This is a genomic window from Streptococcus taoyuanensis, from assembly GCF_029589235.1.
GTDB lineage: Bacteria > Bacillota > Bacilli > Lactobacillales > Streptococcaceae > Streptococcus > Streptococcus taoyuanensis.
In genome coordinates this window covers 76,092-91,240 of record NZ_JARQVW010000008.1, presented here as the reverse complement: position 1 = coordinate 91,240, position 15,149 = coordinate 76,092, and the positions used below count along the sequence as shown (strand labels likewise).

14 protein-coding genes are annotated in these 15,149 nt (G+C 39.4%); 2 read left to right on the top strand and 12 right to left on the bottom strand.

The window, feature by feature from the left end; genetic code table 11:
• Positions 1–221: 221 nt before the first annotated feature.
• The 3 genes from hpf to P5Y91_RS06580 all read right to left on the bottom strand — a co-directional run bounded on the left by hpf (position 222) and on the right by P5Y91_RS06580 (position 2,809).
• Positions 222–767, bottom strand: a complete 546-nt coding sequence (gene hpf, locus P5Y91_RS06590; protein WP_118398397.1) for a ribosome hibernation-promoting factor, HPF/YfiA family — start codon at positions 765–767, stop codon at positions 222–224.
• 81 nt (positions 768–848) lie between these two features.
• Positions 849–1,514: a ComF family protein gene (locus tag P5Y91_RS06585; RefSeq protein WP_118398400.1), complete on the bottom strand. Its 666-nt coding sequence runs from the start codon at positions 1,512–1,514 to the stop codon at positions 849–851.
• Complete coding sequence (locus tag P5Y91_RS06580) at positions 1,511–2,809, bottom strand: ATP-dependent helicase ComFA (protein WP_118398403.1); 1,299 nt, start codon at positions 2,807–2,809, stop codon at positions 1,511–1,513. The genes P5Y91_RS06585 and P5Y91_RS06580 overlap by 4 nt, the downstream gene beginning before the upstream one ends.
• Positions 2,810–2,864: 55 nt before the next feature.
• On the opposite strand from P5Y91_RS06580, the gene P5Y91_RS06575 reads away from it, so the two are divergent.
• Both P5Y91_RS06575 and cysK read left to right on the top strand, forming a co-directional pair.
• A complete protein-coding gene (locus P5Y91_RS06575; protein WP_223346185.1) occupies positions 2,865–3,506 on the top strand; it encodes a YigZ family protein in 642 nt (213 codons plus the stop codon).
• A gap of 123 nt (positions 3,507–3,629) precedes the next feature.
• Complete coding sequence (cysK, locus tag P5Y91_RS06570) at positions 3,630–4,553, top strand: cysteine synthase A (RefSeq protein WP_003004014.1); 924 nt, start codon at positions 3,630–3,632, stop codon at positions 4,551–4,553.
• A gap of 50 nt (positions 4,554–4,603) precedes the next feature.
• Here the strand turns inward: cysK and P5Y91_RS06565 are convergent, their stop codons facing one another.
• From P5Y91_RS06565 to rsmB, 9 genes are all read right to left on the bottom strand, one after another.
• Entirely contained in the window at positions 4,604–4,969 is a 366-nt protein-coding gene (locus tag P5Y91_RS06565; RefSeq protein ID WP_070464853.1) for a S1 RNA-binding domain-containing protein, read from the bottom strand.
• Position 4,970: 1 nt separating this feature from the next.
• Entirely contained in the window at positions 4,971–6,371 is a 1,401-nt protein-coding gene (locus P5Y91_RS06560; protein ID WP_277839170.1) for a bifunctional Cof-type HAD-IIB family hydrolase/peptidylprolyl isomerase, read from the bottom strand.
• A 44-nt stretch (positions 6,372–6,415) separates the two neighbouring features.
• Entirely contained in the window at positions 6,416–7,048 is a 633-nt protein-coding gene (locus P5Y91_RS06555; RefSeq protein ID WP_155125279.1) for a response regulator transcription factor, read from the bottom strand.
• A complete protein-coding gene (locus P5Y91_RS06550) occupies positions 7,045–8,061 on the bottom strand; it encodes an envelope stress sensor histidine kinase LiaS (protein WP_049473348.1) in 1,017 nt (338 codons plus the stop codon). Before P5Y91_RS06550 ends, P5Y91_RS06555 begins: the two co-directional genes overlap by 4 nt.
• The gene (gene liaF / locus P5Y91_RS06545) at positions 8,058–8,753 is read right to left on the bottom strand and encodes a cell wall-active antibiotics response protein LiaF (protein ID WP_049483467.1); all 696 of its coding nucleotides are present in this window, start codon (positions 8,751–8,753) and stop codon (positions 8,058–8,060) included. The genes P5Y91_RS06550 and liaF overlap by 4 nt, the downstream gene beginning before the upstream one ends.
• Before the next feature lie 175 nt (positions 8,754–8,928).
• Positions 8,929–10,728, bottom strand: a complete 1,800-nt coding sequence (locus P5Y91_RS06540) for a CAP domain-containing protein (RefSeq protein ID WP_070674497.1) — start codon at positions 10,726–10,728, stop codon at positions 8,929–8,931.
• Positions 10,729–11,217: 489 nt separating this feature from the next.
• Entirely contained in the window at positions 11,218–13,089 is a 1,872-nt protein-coding gene (gene pknB / locus P5Y91_RS06535; RefSeq protein WP_155125280.1) for a Stk1 family PASTA domain-containing Ser/Thr kinase, read from the bottom strand.
• Positions 13,086–13,826 carry a Stp1/IreP family PP2C-type Ser/Thr phosphatase gene (locus tag P5Y91_RS06530; RefSeq protein WP_049486055.1) on the bottom strand — a complete coding sequence of 247 codons (741 nt, stop codon included), beginning with the start codon at positions 13,824–13,826 and terminating at the stop codon, positions 13,086–13,088. The genes pknB and P5Y91_RS06530 overlap by 4 nt, the downstream gene beginning before the upstream one ends.
• Positions 13,827–13,847: 21 nt before the next feature.
• On the bottom strand, positions 13,848–15,146 hold the full coding sequence (gene rsmB / locus P5Y91_RS06525) for a 16S rRNA (cytosine(967)-C(5))-methyltransferase RsmB (RefSeq protein WP_398577636.1): 1,299 nt from the start codon (positions 15,144–15,146) through the stop codon (positions 13,848–13,850).
• Positions 15,147–15,149: the final 3 nt, after the last annotated feature.

Here is a 15,149-nt window from a genome sequence, read left to right as displayed (position 1 = left end):
CACATTGGTTCGTCTTGTTCAGTTTTCAAAGGTCTTTGTCGCTCTCGCGCGACAACTATATTAGTATATCATGACCTTACCTTACTGTCAATACTTTTTTTCAAAAAATTTTATTTTTTTGAAAGTTTTTTTACTTTTTTGGTTTATATAAAAATATCAGGAGCATAAATGCTCCTGATTCCTCTATAATTTAATTGATGTTTTCAATCTCTTTTTGATCTCTATTCTTTTACTTCCAATAGACCGATGTCTCCATCTTCTCTACGGTAGATCACATTTGTTGTGTTGTCTTCTGCATCACGATAAATGAAGAAGTCGTGTGCTAATAGATCCATTTGAAGGATCGCTTCATCTAAATCCATTGGCTCTAGATCAATTGTTTTTGAGCGAACAACTTTTTCTGTGGTGGTTGCTGCTTCTTCTACAACTGCATCGGTAAACAATTTACCTGCACCAGATTTAACACGATTTTTCTTTTCGATTTTTGTTTTATTCTTACGAATTTGACGTTCAATTTTATCTACAACTAGATCAATTGAACCGTACATATCTTGAGAGACATCTTCTGCACGAAGTGTGATAGATCCAAGCGGAATGGTTACTTCTACTTTTGCGGTCTTTTCACGGTAAACTTTTAAGTTTACTCGAGCGTCTAGCTCTTGATCTGCCTGAAAATATTTTTCAATCTTTTCGAGTTTAGAAACGACATAGTCGCGAATGGCTTCTGTTACTTCTAGGTTTTCACCACGGATACTATATTTAATCATATTAGTACCTACTTTCTAAACATTATGTTTTTATTTATATGTATATTATAACGCTTTCATAAACTTTTTGCAAATCTTTTTTTACCTTGCGATTGAAAATGTCTTTATTTCTTTCACACCTTTTTCAATTAGTAGGCGCTTCATTAATTCGATTGTTTTGCCAGTTGTGTAGATATCATCGAAGATAAGATATTTCTGCTTTTCTGAAACTTCTCCTTTTAATTGAAAGTGTTGAGAGGTTTTTAATCGTTCTTCTCTTGTTTTTTTTGATTGGGCTAAAGTGTCTTCTTTTTGGAATAGATTGTTGTACTTTATCTCTGCAAAATCTAGTATAGTCGAGACTTGATTGAATCCTCTCTCCTGGTTTTTTTCATGGCTGATTGGAGTCGGTATTATCGTATAGCTTTTATACTTTTTCAAGGCTTTTTTGATGTCACATGCAAATACCATTCCTAATAAACGATCGCCTTCAAATTTATATCGCTTGAAATAGTCCTTCATTGCTGTATTATATCTATATAATGCTTCATGTTCGACCATATTCCCCTTTTGTATCCAGTATTCGCAATCTTTACATACTTTCTCCTCCTTATCTTTAAAACATCTAGGACAATGGATTTCGCCAATTTGTTCGAAGTCTTCTTTGCATTCTTTACAAATCCATTCTTCTTGTTGTTTAATAAAAATAAGGTCTGTAAAATGTTCACCAGTTTTCAACTCTTTAGTACAAAGCAGACATTCTTTCAAAATCCAGCCTCCTGATTCATTTCCTTTATTTCTTTGATCGCTTTCTTCATTTCTCGTGTTATACCATCTGATAGAAAAAGTAGTTTACCTGTTGGTCTTTCTTTACTTCGACCGACCCTTCCTGAAATTTGTACGAGGGCACTTTTAGTAAATAATTTGTGATTACTTTCTAAAACAAAGACATCTACAAATGGAAAAGTCACTCCTCTTTCTAAAATTGTTGTCGAGACTAGCATGGTTATGGCTCTGTTTCTAAACTCTTCTACCATTCGTAGGCGGTCTGTTGTCTGTGAGGATACAAAACCTACTGTTTCTTTTGGAAAGTATTTTTTTAAGTTCTCAGTAAATTGTTGTCCTAATTCTATCTCAGATACAAAGATTAACAATGGGTAGTGAGTCTGTCTTTGTTTCTTGATCAGTTGCAATAGTTGGTAAGGGATTCTTCCTTTTTCTATTTTTTCTCTAATTTTCGGCACCCATTTTATTTCAGGGACCACTAGTGGGTTCCCATGAAATCTTCTTGGAAGACTATAACGAATGATTTCTTTTTTCTTGACCTTTTTATCTAACTCATCTGTAGAGGTTGCTGTTAAATATAGGGTGTTTCCCTCTTTTTTTATTGCATTCTGAGCTGCTTTATATAAGATTGGATTGTCCACATAGGGAAACGCATCTACTTCATCTATAATAAGGAGATCAAAGGCCTGATAAAACTTTAGCAATTGATGGGTTGTAGCGATCACCAAAGGTGTTCTAAAATAGGGTTCCGATTCTTCATGAAGTAAAGAGATGGGGCAGGAAAAATCTTCCTTCATCCTTCCGTACAGTTCGATACAGACATCGATTCTCGGGGTAGCAATACAGACTCCTTTTCCTGCCTTGATCGCTGTTGCTACAACCTGATACATCATTTCCGTTTTTCCAGCTCCTGTCACAGCATGTACCAAGGCATGTTTTCCTGCCTTAACTGCTTGGATGAGACCTTCGGATACCTCTTGTTGATAGGAAGTCAAGGTTCCCTTCCAGTTTAACACCTCCTGTCCTTCAAAGTCTTGCTGTGCAATAGTATAAAGTTTTTGATCACTCCGGATCCTCCCCAATTGGATACAGGCTCTACAATACAGTACCTCTTCACTCAACTTCCACAGTTTTTGATCAATCAAACTGCCACATCGAAAGCATTGGTACCTTCCATTCTGTTTTTCTATAGCGGGAAGTTCTTGGGCAATTTCTTTTAAATCATTTGTCATTTGACTCTCCGTTAAGAGTCTTCCATAAGATTCTTCTATCTTCATACTTATTAATTCGCAAAAGTTGGAGAAAATCATTCTTTTTTTGTAAAATAAGAATATGGAATATGTTACATTTAAAGAGAACGGCACTGTTCAAGAAGAAATCAAAAAATCAAAATTCATTTGTCATGTCAAGCGAGTCTCCTCTGAAGAGGAAGCTAGAGATTTTATCAATGCCATCAAAAAGGAACACTATAAGGCTACACATAACTGCTCTGCTTTCATCATTGGAGAACAAAGTGATATCAAACGAACCAGTGACGATGGAGAGCCTAGTGGAACAGCTGGGGTACCGATGTTAGGAGTTTTGGAGAATCATCGCATCACTAATAGTTGTGTCGTGGTTACCCGCTATTTCGGAGGTGTTAAATTAGGTGCTGGCGGTCTGATTCGTGCTTATGCTGGAAGTGTGGCACAAGCAGTTCGAGAGATTGGACTGGTAGAAATCAAAGAGCAAGTGGTTCTTGGGATCACACTTTCTTATTCCCAATACCAAGAATTTGCTAATTTCTTAAAAGACCATCAATTGGCAGAACAAGATCCGATGTTCACAGATCAGGTGATGACAACGATTTTTGTGGATAAAGAAAACACAAACTCTATCACAGCGGCTTTAGTCGAATTTTACAATGGCAAAGTCATTATTGAGGACCAAGGAATTCGTGAGGTTGAAGTACCCCTGCTCTCTGTAGAAAAATAATTAACAATACTATCGGCAACGATAGTTTTTTTTTATCACACCCATAAAATTTCTATATTTTACATTCTTCTCGCAAGAGACTATACTTGTTAGTATCAAGAAAACCTAGAACTGAGGTATATTATGGCTATTTATGAAAATATTACAGAATTGATTGGGAACACTCCGATTGTCAAATTGAACCGTCTTGTTCCTGAAGGAGCTGCAGATGTCTATGTCAAACTCGAAGCCTTCAATCCTGGATCATCTGTTAAAGACCGGATTGCTTTGAGCATGATTGAAAAAGCTGAAGCGGATGGCTTGATCAAACCAGGTGATACCATTGTCGAAGCAACTAGTGGGAACACAGGGATTGGCTTGTCATGGGTCGGCGCAGCTAAAGGCTACAAGGTTGTGATTGTCATGCCTGAAACCATGAGTGTGGAACGTCGTAAAATCATCCAAGCCTATGGAGCTGAACTCGTTTTGACTCCTGGAAGTGAAGGAATGAAAGGCGCTATCGCTAAAGCTGAAGCAATCGCTGCAGAAAGAAATGGCTTCCTTCCTCTTCAATTTGAAAACCCTGCTAACCCAGAGGTACATGAAAGAACAACAGGACAAGAAATCGTTGATGCCTTTGGAAAAGATGGTTTAGATGCTTTTGTCGCAGGTGTTGGTACTGGTGGTACTGTTTCTGGTATTTCTCATACTTTGAAAAAGAATAATCCTGCTGTCAAAGTCTATGCCGTTGAGGCCAATGAATCCGCAGTCCTTTCTGGCGAAAAACCTGGACCACATAAAATCCAAGGGATTTCAGCTGGTTTTATCCCAAATACTTTAGACACTAATGCATATGATGGTGTTCGTCGCGTATCTTCAGAAGAAGCTTTCGAACTTGCACGCGCTATCGGTGGAGCTGAAGGATTCTTAGTCGGTATCTCAAGCGCAGCTGCTATCTATGCTGCTATTGAAGTCGCAAAAGAATTGGGTAGCGGTAAAAAAGTTCTTGCTCTTGCACCAGATAATGGAGAACGTTATCTTTCTACTACCCTTTACGAATTTGAATAATTCTCTATATCAAAAAAACTTCGATAGGTTTCATCAACCTATCGAAGTTTTTATTTCTTTTCTTGTTTGCTAAAGAATACCTTTCCTTCTTTAACCCAGGTCGGCATCTGTTGAGCTAAGGGCGCAAAACCACTCTTGTAGCGGTCATTTGAAAAACGATGGTGTCGAATACTTCGTTGTGGTGTTTCTTCTAGTGTTCTCAGAGAGAGGCTAGCTTTCTTAGAATATTCATCAACATCGATGACTTGGACAAAGACCTTCTCCCCAATCGACAGAATATCCTGAATATTACTTACATAACCACTTCTAATCTCTGAGATATGAATCAAGCCCGTCACACCCGACTCTAGTTCGACAAAGGCGCCGTAAGGTTGAATTCCTGTGATGGTTCCTTCTAACTTATCTCCAATTCTCATATTAGTCCTCAATTTCGATGGTTTCAATCACGACATCTTCTACTGGCTTATCCATCATCCCTGTCTCAACAGCCGCGATCTCATCCAACACAGCAAAAGAAGCTTCATCCATCAATTGACCAAATACTGTATGACGTTGATCTAGGTGAGGAGTTCCCCCTTCTGTCGTATAGATTTCTGCGATTTTTTCAGGCCAGCCACCGCGGACCAATTCCTTTTTCGAATATGGAAGATGTTGATTTTGTACAATAAAGAATTGGCTGCCATTTGTGTTTGGTCCAGCATTTGCCATCGAAAGGGCTCCGCGAATATTGTACAATTCTTTTGAAAACTCGTCTTCGAAGCTCTCCCCATAGATGGATTCACCACCCATACCTGTGCCTGTTGGATCTCCCCCTTGGATCATAAAATCTTTAATAATCCGATGGAAAATGACACCATCATAATAGCCAGACTTAGCAAGAGCTACAAAGTTTGCAACTGTTTTTGGCGCTTGATCCGGGAACAATTGAATGTTCATCTCACCGTGATTGGTTTTGATCACAGCGACAGGACCGTCAACCGTAGCAAGTTCTAACTGTGGTAATGTCAATTCTTTTTCAACCATATTTAACTCCTCTAAGGCATAGAATATGCCATCTTCTTCTAAATTCTTAGTGATATAATCAGCTTTTTCTTGTAACTCTGGAGCAGATTTTCCCATTGCGATACTAATTCCAGCGTAATCAAACAGTTCTAGATCATTTAATCCATCCCCAAATACTAAAACATTCTCTGGCTTCAAGCCCAAATGATTTACAAGATGAGAAACTCCTGAAGCTTTTGAAGCTTCAAAGCGAACAACATCTGATGAATGGGGATGCCACGAAACTAGGCGCAAGTTCTCTTGCAAAGAAGGGGGCAACTCTAGCTCACTATCCTGTTCATCAAAGGTCCACATTTGGAAAATAGGTTCTTTCAAATGCAGATCTGGATCTACGGGTAAGTTAGGATAAATGATGTCAATAGCATCACTGATCAAGGGTGTCCGATTAGACAGGGCAGCTTGATGACTAGCCACTAAACCATAATCAATCTCGGATTCTTTGGCCCAATCCACAAAAGAAGAAACGATTTTTTCATTGATTGGTGATTGGTAGATCACAGTTCCTTTTGTATCTTCTATATAGGCACCATTTAAGGTTACTAGAAAATCAGGCTTTAAGTCCATGATTTCAGGAACAACCCCAAAAATCCCTCTGCCGGTTGCAATCCCTGTTCGGATTCCTTTTTCTTTCAACTGATGAAAGACGTCTTTGACAGATTCTGGGATCAATCCTGTTTCTTTTGCACGTAATGTATCATCAATATCAAAAAAGACGATTTTAACTTTTTTGGCTTTATAACGTAATTTTGCGTCCACTTGTCTCCCCCTTATGATCACGCTCTATTATAGCATGTTTCCTTTTAAAAATCTTCTTGACTCACCAGATGGTGTCGAAAGGCATAGACGACTGCTTGCGTCCGATCACTGACTTCTAATTTCGATAAGATGTTGGAGACATGGGTCTTCACTGTTTTTAAAGAAATGAAGAGTTCATCTGCTATTCGTTGATTTTCATATCCTTTCGTCAATAAAGCCAGAATATCTCGTTCTCTAGCTGTCAAATCATCATGCAATTCAGCATGGTTCTTTCGTGACTCAACTTTTTGACTAACTTCTGTCTCAATTGCAAATTCTCCCTTTGCAACCTTTCTGACAGCCTGTAAGATCTCAGTTGCTGACGAGGTCTTTAAAATATACCCTTTTGCACCAGCATCTAAGACAGGGTAAATCTTTTCGTTATCTAAATAAGACGTCAAAATGACAATTTTAGCTTCCGGCCACTCTTTTAGGATGGTTAGAGTCGCATCGATTCCATTTAGCTCTGGCATCACAATATCCATGATGATGACGTCTGGTCTTTCTTTCAGCGCCAACTCCACCCCTTCATGCCCATTTTTCGCCTCTAAGACTTGCTCAATATCGGTTTGCATGGACAAAAAGCTTTTCAATCCCAACCGGACCATTTCATGGTCGTCTACTAATAATACTTTCATACAGTTTCCTTTTCATTTTTATCTTTTACAAGGAGGGGAACGCGAATATCCACAGCCACTCCCTTTTGAGGACTCGTTCTTATTTTAATGGTTCCCGCCATGTCTTCTACACGTTCTTGAATATTTTTCAACCCATAACTCAATCGTTCCAATTTTTCCTGCTCAAAGCCGATTCCATCATCTACCATCCGTAAATGAAGTTGTTTTCCTTCCTGATGCAAAAAGACATCCATTTGTTGAGCTCTAGCGTGTTTCAAGGTATTGCTGACAATTTCTTGGACGATTCGAAATAGATGTTCTTCCATTTCTTTTGGAATGCTCACGTCATTATAATGGAAGACAACTGTTAGGTCACTCTTTTCCTTCAATTCTCTAAAAATCATCTCCATACCTTCTACCAAACTTTTTCCTTCCAATTCTGTAGGACGAAGATGTAGGAGCAAGACGCGTAAATCATTTTGGGCTGTACCCAGAATATCTGATACACCATTAAGTTGCTGCTGGATCTGACTTTTCTCTAACTCAAGGGCCTGGGCTGCCACTCCAGATAAAATCATATTGGCTGCAAACAATTCTTGACTAACCGTGTCATGTAGATCACGCGCAATTCTCTTACGCTCGATTTCCACAATTTCTTCCTCATTTCGCATCACACGATTTTCACTTTTTTGTAAATTTTCTTCTAGTCGAAGCAATTTGCTGTCCAATAAATCTAACTGTTGATTCAATTCTTTGGGGGCAATTTCTTTTCTCTGTGAAGCAGTCAGGATAGATTCTACCTTTTGTTGTACTGCATGAACCGTTACAAATTGCGTGATTTTAATAATTAAGACAACCAAAGCCGTCAATGCAAGCGTCAGACTAAAAACCAAAAATAGGAATGACTGAAGCAAGGAAAGATCTGAAAGAAGTTTGCCCCACTGAAAACCAACAAAATGGAAAATGGTATGACAAATGACCGCAACCACCATTAGGGAATAGAAATACAATAGGAGATAGTCTAATTTCTTCATGCGCGAATCACCTCAACATCCCCAACAATACCAACTAACACAATTTTTATAGAACGGTGCGATCTCCGATAATGTGCCGTTTCAATGTCTATGGTTTCATTCCTCATTTTACGGACAGGAAGATCTAAAAACTTCAGATCTCCATACAGGGTGTTAATTTGTAAATGCAATTCCAAATCAATCGGTAAGATAATTTTTGTATTTCCAAACCCTTTCCGAATGATCACTACATTGTCCCAATTGCAAATGGCTACCTCCTCTAAATGGAGGGTGTCATTTCCAAAAACTCGGATTACATTCAGATCTCGATACCCTCGACTTTGCTTTGAAAAATGTTGTAAATCACCAATCCATCGAGTTTTTTCCTGACGAATTTTCGTATCCTCTTCAACATCAAACACAACGGCTTTATTTTCCTTATACATATAAGGGTAAGCAATCAATAAACCATAAACCACCGCAAATAAAATGGCTGCAATCACAAAAGGATTCAGCATCACGATAAAAAACAATAGCACACTCAGCGCGATTAATAGAAAATTCGCTTTTTGTTTGCCAAAATAGTAATACAAAAGGAGCAAAAAGAGAACCATCAAGACAACAAATCTGGAAAAATCGATTGATAAAATGGTGATCGCTGCTAATGTTAACAAAACGGCTTCAACGAAAATAAAAATTTGTATTTTCCACATAGTCTACCTCATCTTTTCCTATTTTATCAAATTTTTCCTCATTTGACTTCCGTCTGTGGTTGGATAATACGAAGAGCAAAAAAACACCCAAAAGATAGAAATCCTTTGGGTGTCCTTAGTATCGGAATGAATTGTTATTAAATAAGTTCTTTCCAATAACGGTTGTCTAGAGGCATTATTTATACATGAATGCCCAGTAATAGTTACCGTCGCCATTGATGACTGCTGCTACCGCACCTTCTGTGGCATTTGGATCGAGCATTAATTCTCTCAATCCACTGTTATACCATTTCGTTGCGACTGTTGTTGCATTGTCTTCACGGCGAGCTACAAAACCTGTGCTATCGTACTGACGTGAAATAGTATGGGCTTTTGGTAAGGCACGTGAGTTGTAGACATCATCTGACCAAGTCAATTCTTTTAAGCCTTGTGCTTTTCGCAATTCGTTAATCTTAGCAAATGCTTCTTTCGCTTTATCTAACTCGATATAGTTTGTATTGTCTGTTGCTTCTACACGATAAACGAATTTCACATAGCCAAACTCAACATCTTTGTAGTTCTTGTCATCTACTCCACTCTTCAAGTTAGCGATTAAAACATAGTCTTTAGCCCATGGGTTTTCTTTAGATTGCTCAAAGAGTTCTGGGTCCTCGATTTCCCATTCTACTTTGGCATCCCAGCCAGCATTGTCAATAAATTTAGGATTCATTTTCTTAATGACATAGTCCTTAAATTCATCCACATTCTTAAATGGAAGAGCTTGACCTGCTTTAGCTGTTTCTACAAGGTTTGTAGAGTAGAGCTTCACGCTTGAGTCTCGATCGCTATAGGCATATTCATCATCTTTGGCATCTTCGTGGAATTTTGGATCGATTTCAGGATCTTTCGGATCTGTCATTCCATAAAGTTTCCATTTATCTCCATTCCATTTCCAATAAGCAGAGTAACCAGTTGCTTCCGTATCAGAAGGAACGTAGTAATAGTGAGTCGACCCGTCAAAGTAGTAGTTCTTATCTCGACGCAAAGCTGCTGATCCAGGTTTGCCAGGAGGATAGACTATCTTTGGTGCTCGTCCATTTGGAGCCCATGGAAGATGTTCTAATCCTTCTGCAGGTGTCTCAACGTATGGAGGAATTTGGTTTTCACTAGGCTGATCTGTTGATACCAAACCATCATTTCCAGGCACTTCAGGTTGCACCGGTTCTTCTGGTTTTGGTTCACTTGGATTTTCTGGGGTTGGTGCGAAAGGATCAAACTCTCCATCTGCTCCTACAAATGGAGGATTTTCTGGGAAGATCAAGTTCCCGTGTTCTTCTGGTGTAGATGGTTCTGATGGGTTGACTGGTTGATCGGGTTTATCGCTTGGATCTGGCTCGTCGGGTGTTGGAGTTGGATCCGGAGTCGGTGTTGGAGTTGGATCTGGAGTATCAGGATTTTCCGTCGAATTCTTCACAAATACCCATTTACCATTTTTATAGTAGTAATAATCCCCATTATCTAATACATAATAATGGTAGCCATTTTCATATACATAATGAGGGTCATTGGCAAGGTTATTAGTAGAGTTATTCCGATTAGTTAAAGGCTTCCACTCACCATTGCGGTAGATCCGGTAAGTCCCATCACTCATCCGATAATAATGATTGCCATTCCAATAAATGTAGTTTACATCATTTTCCAAGGAATAACCATAGTTCCAACCATTATAGCCATAATAATTATTCCAACTAGGATAACCATAGTTATAGCCATAATAATAGTTCCAATTTGGATATCCATAGCCATAACTATAGGTCCATGAATTATAGCCATTATAACCGTTCCAATTATTGTAACCATAGTTATAATAGTTTGAACGATAAGGGGAGGTATTCCATCCTCTATTTTCTGCAGCTACTTTTGTTGCTATAAATGCCGGGACAATCATAGCTGTTGCTAAGATTGCTCGACTAACCACTCTATATTTTCTGTCCATTTAAATAATCTCCATTGGGAAAGTATAGGCGAAAGATACATCAACTATGTGCACATATTTCAAAAGTCATTCTACCTCCCTGTTTCTTAGTTCACGATATTTATCTCCACCAGTTGTCAAGGCCTATTCAACTAGTAGAAAAAAATCTATTCGTTTACCAATTTCCTATCAAAGCAGGTCTGAACGACATTTTTACTCTTTGATCTCCTTTCACGCAGATTATAGCATGTGGGCTAAAACAAAGGCAAATAATTTGATATTCAATCTATTTTCAACTTCAAATTACCTTATGTTTAATTGACTATTTTATTTTACCGGATTTGAAACCCCTTGTTTGTTAAGGGATTCACATAATCTATTCATCTGTAGAAAAATAGTTTCTTGAAGCGACCTCAAAGTTTTTCCCTCTACAGGGAAATAAAAAAATCACGACATAGCAACAAAAAAAATACAAAAAGACTCAGAAATTCATCTGAGTCTTAGACTGATTTATGAATCTCCACCAGTTGCACTACTGCTGGAGCTTTCTGTATCTGATCGTTCAGCAGAGGATGAACTAGATGCATCTGAACTTGATGAGGCTTTCATACTTGAAGAAGCCGTCACTTTAGGCTCATATACAGTCAAAACAATTCGTGTTCGGTTAATATCCACCGTACTCGAAACTTCTGGAGTTTGACTGACAATTTGACCGGCAGAAACAACTACCCCATCAGGGAGATGTTCCGTTTTTCTTAATTCGATATTGGCTTCTTTAATACCATAGATCTCAATCAAATTACTTCTAGCAAAATCATAAGTTGATCCAACATAGTTTGGCATTTCAATTGAAGTCGTTTCTTTCGCTACTTTCAAAACAATCTTGGTTTTTGAATTCAGTGAATATTGCTCTCCTGGAGCTGGGGTTTGTTCAAGAACTGTCCCTGCAGCATAATCGAAGGTCTCAACTTCTTCAATCGTGATCATTTTGCTTGATACTTTATAAGTATTTTTCAGATCTTCCTCTGCTTTAGCTCGTGTTTCTCCTACATAGTTTGGCATTTCAAAACTATTTGGACCTTTTGAAACAATCAAATCAATGCGACTTTGTTCTTTCTTTTGAGCACCTGCATTTGGATTGGTCCGAATGACATAGCCTTCTGCAACCGAATCACTGTACTCTTCTTTCTCTTCACCGACTTGAAGGTCTTGTCCCTCAATAACCGCTCTAGCTTCGGCAATGGTTTTGCCGGAAACATCTGGAACTGTTTTATTGGCTGGACTCATATACAACAAGAAAGTAAAGGCTGCAAGAACTAGTGCAATGGCAACAAACAATACCTTGTAGCGCGCCCGCAAGCGTCTTCTTGGCTTTTTACTTGGTGCCATTGTCTGCTGGTCAGATAATGGTCGATTAGGATCTACCGAACTGATTTCACTGCGTACCTCAGAGATTGGAACAGGAGCCGTCTTTGGAGTTGGACTCACTTTTGGAAGAGTCTTTGTATCAGCTTTCGATTGATCTTCAAAAATCAGTTTTTTCTCATTTCTTCTCTCGTAGGACAAGCAACTTGAAAGGTCCACATACATCTCTGCCACTGATTTATAGCGATCCGTCAGTTTTTTAGCTGTCGCTTTGATCACCACATTTTCTAAAGCTTGTGGAACATTCTTATTCTCTTCCCGAATAGATGGGAGTGGCTTTTGAAAATGCTGCAAAGCGATTGTAACTGCACTATCTCCATCATAAGGAATGTGTCCTGTCAACATCTCATAGAAAATGATCCCCATCGCGTAGATGTCACTTTGCACCGTAGCTTTTGAACCGCGCGCCTGCTCAGGGGACAAATAATGAACCGACCCCAACATCGAGTTGGTCTGAGTCAAACTAGTCTCTGCGAAGGCCACTGCAATCCCAAAGTCTGAAACTTTTGCTGTTCCATCTGGTGTCAAGAGAACATTCTGTGGTTTTAAATCTCTATGGATAATGCCACGCGTATGGGCAAGACGCATAGCTAGAAGGATCTGCCCCATCAAACGAACAGCTTCTTCATTTGATAAAGGAGCATTTTCTTTGATATAGCGTTTCAAGTCTAAACCTGCAACATATTCCATTGCAAGGTATTGTTGCCCTTCTTCTTCGCCAATGTCTGTAATCCGAACGATATTTGGATGGTCCAGCTCTGCCATCGCCTTTGCTTCACGCTGAAAACGCGCAACTGCAATGGGATCCGTCTGGTAATTCGTACGCAGTACCTTGACTGCAACTTCTTCCCCATCCAAAATCAAATCACGCGCAAGATAAACATCTGCCATCCCGCCGCGTCCAATTTGTTGGATGATTTTATATCGCCCGGCAAAAATTTTGCCGATTTGAATCATGCTGCGTCCTCCTCAGTAAAGTGGAGCAGTACAACGGTGATATTATCCAAGCCTCCAGCATTATTGGCAAAACGAATCAAGGTTTGAGCTTTTTCTTCCAGTGAAACATCACTCAAGACAATGTCTCTGATTTCATCTGGGCCAATCATATTGGTTAAACCGTCACTATTGATCAAAATATAATCATCTGCTTCAACCGTCACCAAACCATAATCCGGCTCTAACTCATCTTTTTGACCAATGGACTGAGTGATGATGTTACGTTGAGGATGATGGGCAGCTTCTTCCTCTGTAATTTGACCAGCTCGCAAAAGAGCATTTACAAGAGAATGGTCACTGGTCAACTGCTGGTATTCGCCCTGACGAATGAGGCCAATCCGTGAATCCCCAACGTGGGCATAAATCACTTGTCCTTCTACAAAAGCCAAGGCTTCTAGTGTCGTTCCCATTCCTTTGTGCTCATCATCTTGCCCAGCCAAATGAATCCGACGATTCACAGCTTCTAAATGTTCTGCAAACCATTCCCGTACTTGATTAACCGTCTCGATCTCAGAAGAAACCCAAGCCGCACCTAGGTCTGTGACTGCCATTTCACTAGCAATATTTCCGGCACGGTGTCCTCCCATACCATCAGCAAGAAAAACCATCGGTTTTCCTGCCTTGTTTGTATATTGATTTGCATAGTCTTGGTTATTTGTCCGTCTTTGACCTACATCGGTTAAGATCGTCATATCCATACTGTCAGTTTCCTCCTGATATTATGAGATTCTCTTAAAACGACTAATAAAGAAGCCGTCGCTTCCATATAATTCGGGTGTAATAAGGATACAATCATTTTTAAGAATATCTTTTCTTTCGTGATCCAATGGGACTTGTTCGAAATTTGGATGGTTTTTCAAAAATTGGTCCACCACTTCAAAATTCTCTTTGCCCATAATTGTACACGTACTGTACACTATTATACCACCTTTACGCACACTTTGACAAACACTATCCAGGATTGCCAATTGAATAGCTTGTAAAGATACAAAATCTGCACTCTCTTTATTGTACTTGATATCAGGCTTTCTCCGTATCAAACCAATCCCTGAACAAGGCGCATCCACCAAAATTTTATCGAAAGCATCAGGTCCAAATGTTTCAAAGACTTTTGTCGCATCTAACTTCTTTGTCAAAATTTTGTCCGCAACATGGAGCCGATTGGCATTTTCTTGAATCAATTTCAATTTATGATCATACAGATCCAAGGCTGTGACTTTCCCAGTTGTGAGATAAGAAGCCAGGTGAGTCGTCTTTCCACCTGGCGCCGCACAGGCATCTAAAACCCACTCATCTCCTTGCAAATCCAAAGCTGGTGCCACCAATTGACTGGACTCGTCTTGAATAGTAATGCGCCCTTCTTTAAACAAGGAATGCGCCGCAAAATGTCCCTGCTCTTTCACGAGAGCGGACGAAGCAAGTAGAGAGGAGGTTGCTTCGAGTAGCTGAGCCAACTCTTCTTTTTCGTCCAAATCAATCACACGAATACTGGATTTATTACGCTGATAGAGACTCTTAAAAATAGCGCAAGCACGTTCTTCACCGTATTCTTCGATCAATGCTTTGACCAACCATACAGGTAGGGAATACTCTACCGAATAACGTTTGTTCTTTCGCTTGATCGTATCAACAGCTGGTAGCCCCTCGCGGAGGAGCTTTCTAAGAATAGCATTGACAAACTTCTCACTGCCTTCTTTACGACGTTTTGCTATCCGGACAGCTTCATTGACGATGGCATGATCGGGAATTCGGTCTAAATAGACAAGTTGATACAAACTCATCATCAAAAGATAATAGAGCCAAGGATCTAATTTCGTCCGGTCTTCAATTACGTGGGCGAGATACCACTCGAGTGTTATCTTCCGTGCTACAGTACCGTATACAACTTCCGTAACAAAGCTTCTATCCTTATCTGAAAGTTGAGAATGTTCCAGCGCTTGATTTAAAGCAATATTAGAATAAGCTCCCTGTTCAAAAACCTCTTCTAACACTCGAACGATCTGTTCACGCGCATTCATTTG

What these genes read in the sequence shown, in the direction of transcription:
- hpf (WP_118398397.1), bottom strand. Translation starts at nt 767, where the DNA reads ATGATTAAATATAGTATCCGTGGTGAAAACCTAGAAGTAACAGAAGCC.
- P5Y91_RS06580 (WP_118398403.1), bottom strand. Translation starts at nt 2,809, where the DNA reads ATGAAGATAGAAGAATCTTATGGAAGACTCTTAACGGAGAGTCAAATG.
- P5Y91_RS06575 (WP_223346185.1), top strand. Translation starts at nt 2,865, where the DNA reads ATGGAATATGTTACATTTAAAGAGAACGGCACTGTTCAAGAAGAAATC.
- cysK (WP_003004014.1), top strand. Translation starts at nt 3,630, where the DNA reads ATGGCTATTTATGAAAATATTACAGAATTGATTGGGAACACTCCGATT.
- P5Y91_RS06565 (WP_070464853.1), bottom strand. Translation starts at nt 4,969, where the DNA reads ATGAGAATTGGAGATAAGTTAGAAGGAACCATCACAGGAATTCAACCT.
- P5Y91_RS06555 (WP_155125279.1), bottom strand. Translation starts at nt 7,048, where the DNA reads ATGAAAGTATTATTAGTAGACGACCATGAAATGGTCCGGTTGGGATTG.
- P5Y91_RS06550 (WP_049473348.1), bottom strand. Translation starts at nt 8,061, where the DNA reads ATGAAGAAATTAGACTATCTCCTATTGTATTTCTATTCCCTAATGGTG.
- liaF (WP_049483467.1), bottom strand. Translation starts at nt 8,753, where the DNA reads ATGTGGAAAATACAAATTTTTATTTTCGTTGAAGCCGTTTTGTTAACA.
- P5Y91_RS06540 (WP_070674497.1), bottom strand. Translation starts at nt 10,728, where the DNA reads ATGGACAGAAAATATAGAGTGGTTAGTCGAGCAATCTTAGCAACAGCT.
- pknB (WP_155125280.1), bottom strand. Translation starts at nt 13,089, where the DNA reads ATGATTCAAATCGGCAAAATTTTTGCCGGGCGATATAAAATCATCCAA.
- P5Y91_RS06530 (WP_049486055.1), bottom strand. Translation starts at nt 13,826, where the DNA reads ATGGATATGACGATCTTAACCGATGTAGGTCAAAGACGGACAAATAAC.
- rsmB (WP_398577636.1), bottom strand. Translation starts at nt 15,146, where the DNA reads ATGAATGCGCGTGAACAGATCGTTCGAGTGTTAGAAGAGGTTTTTGAA.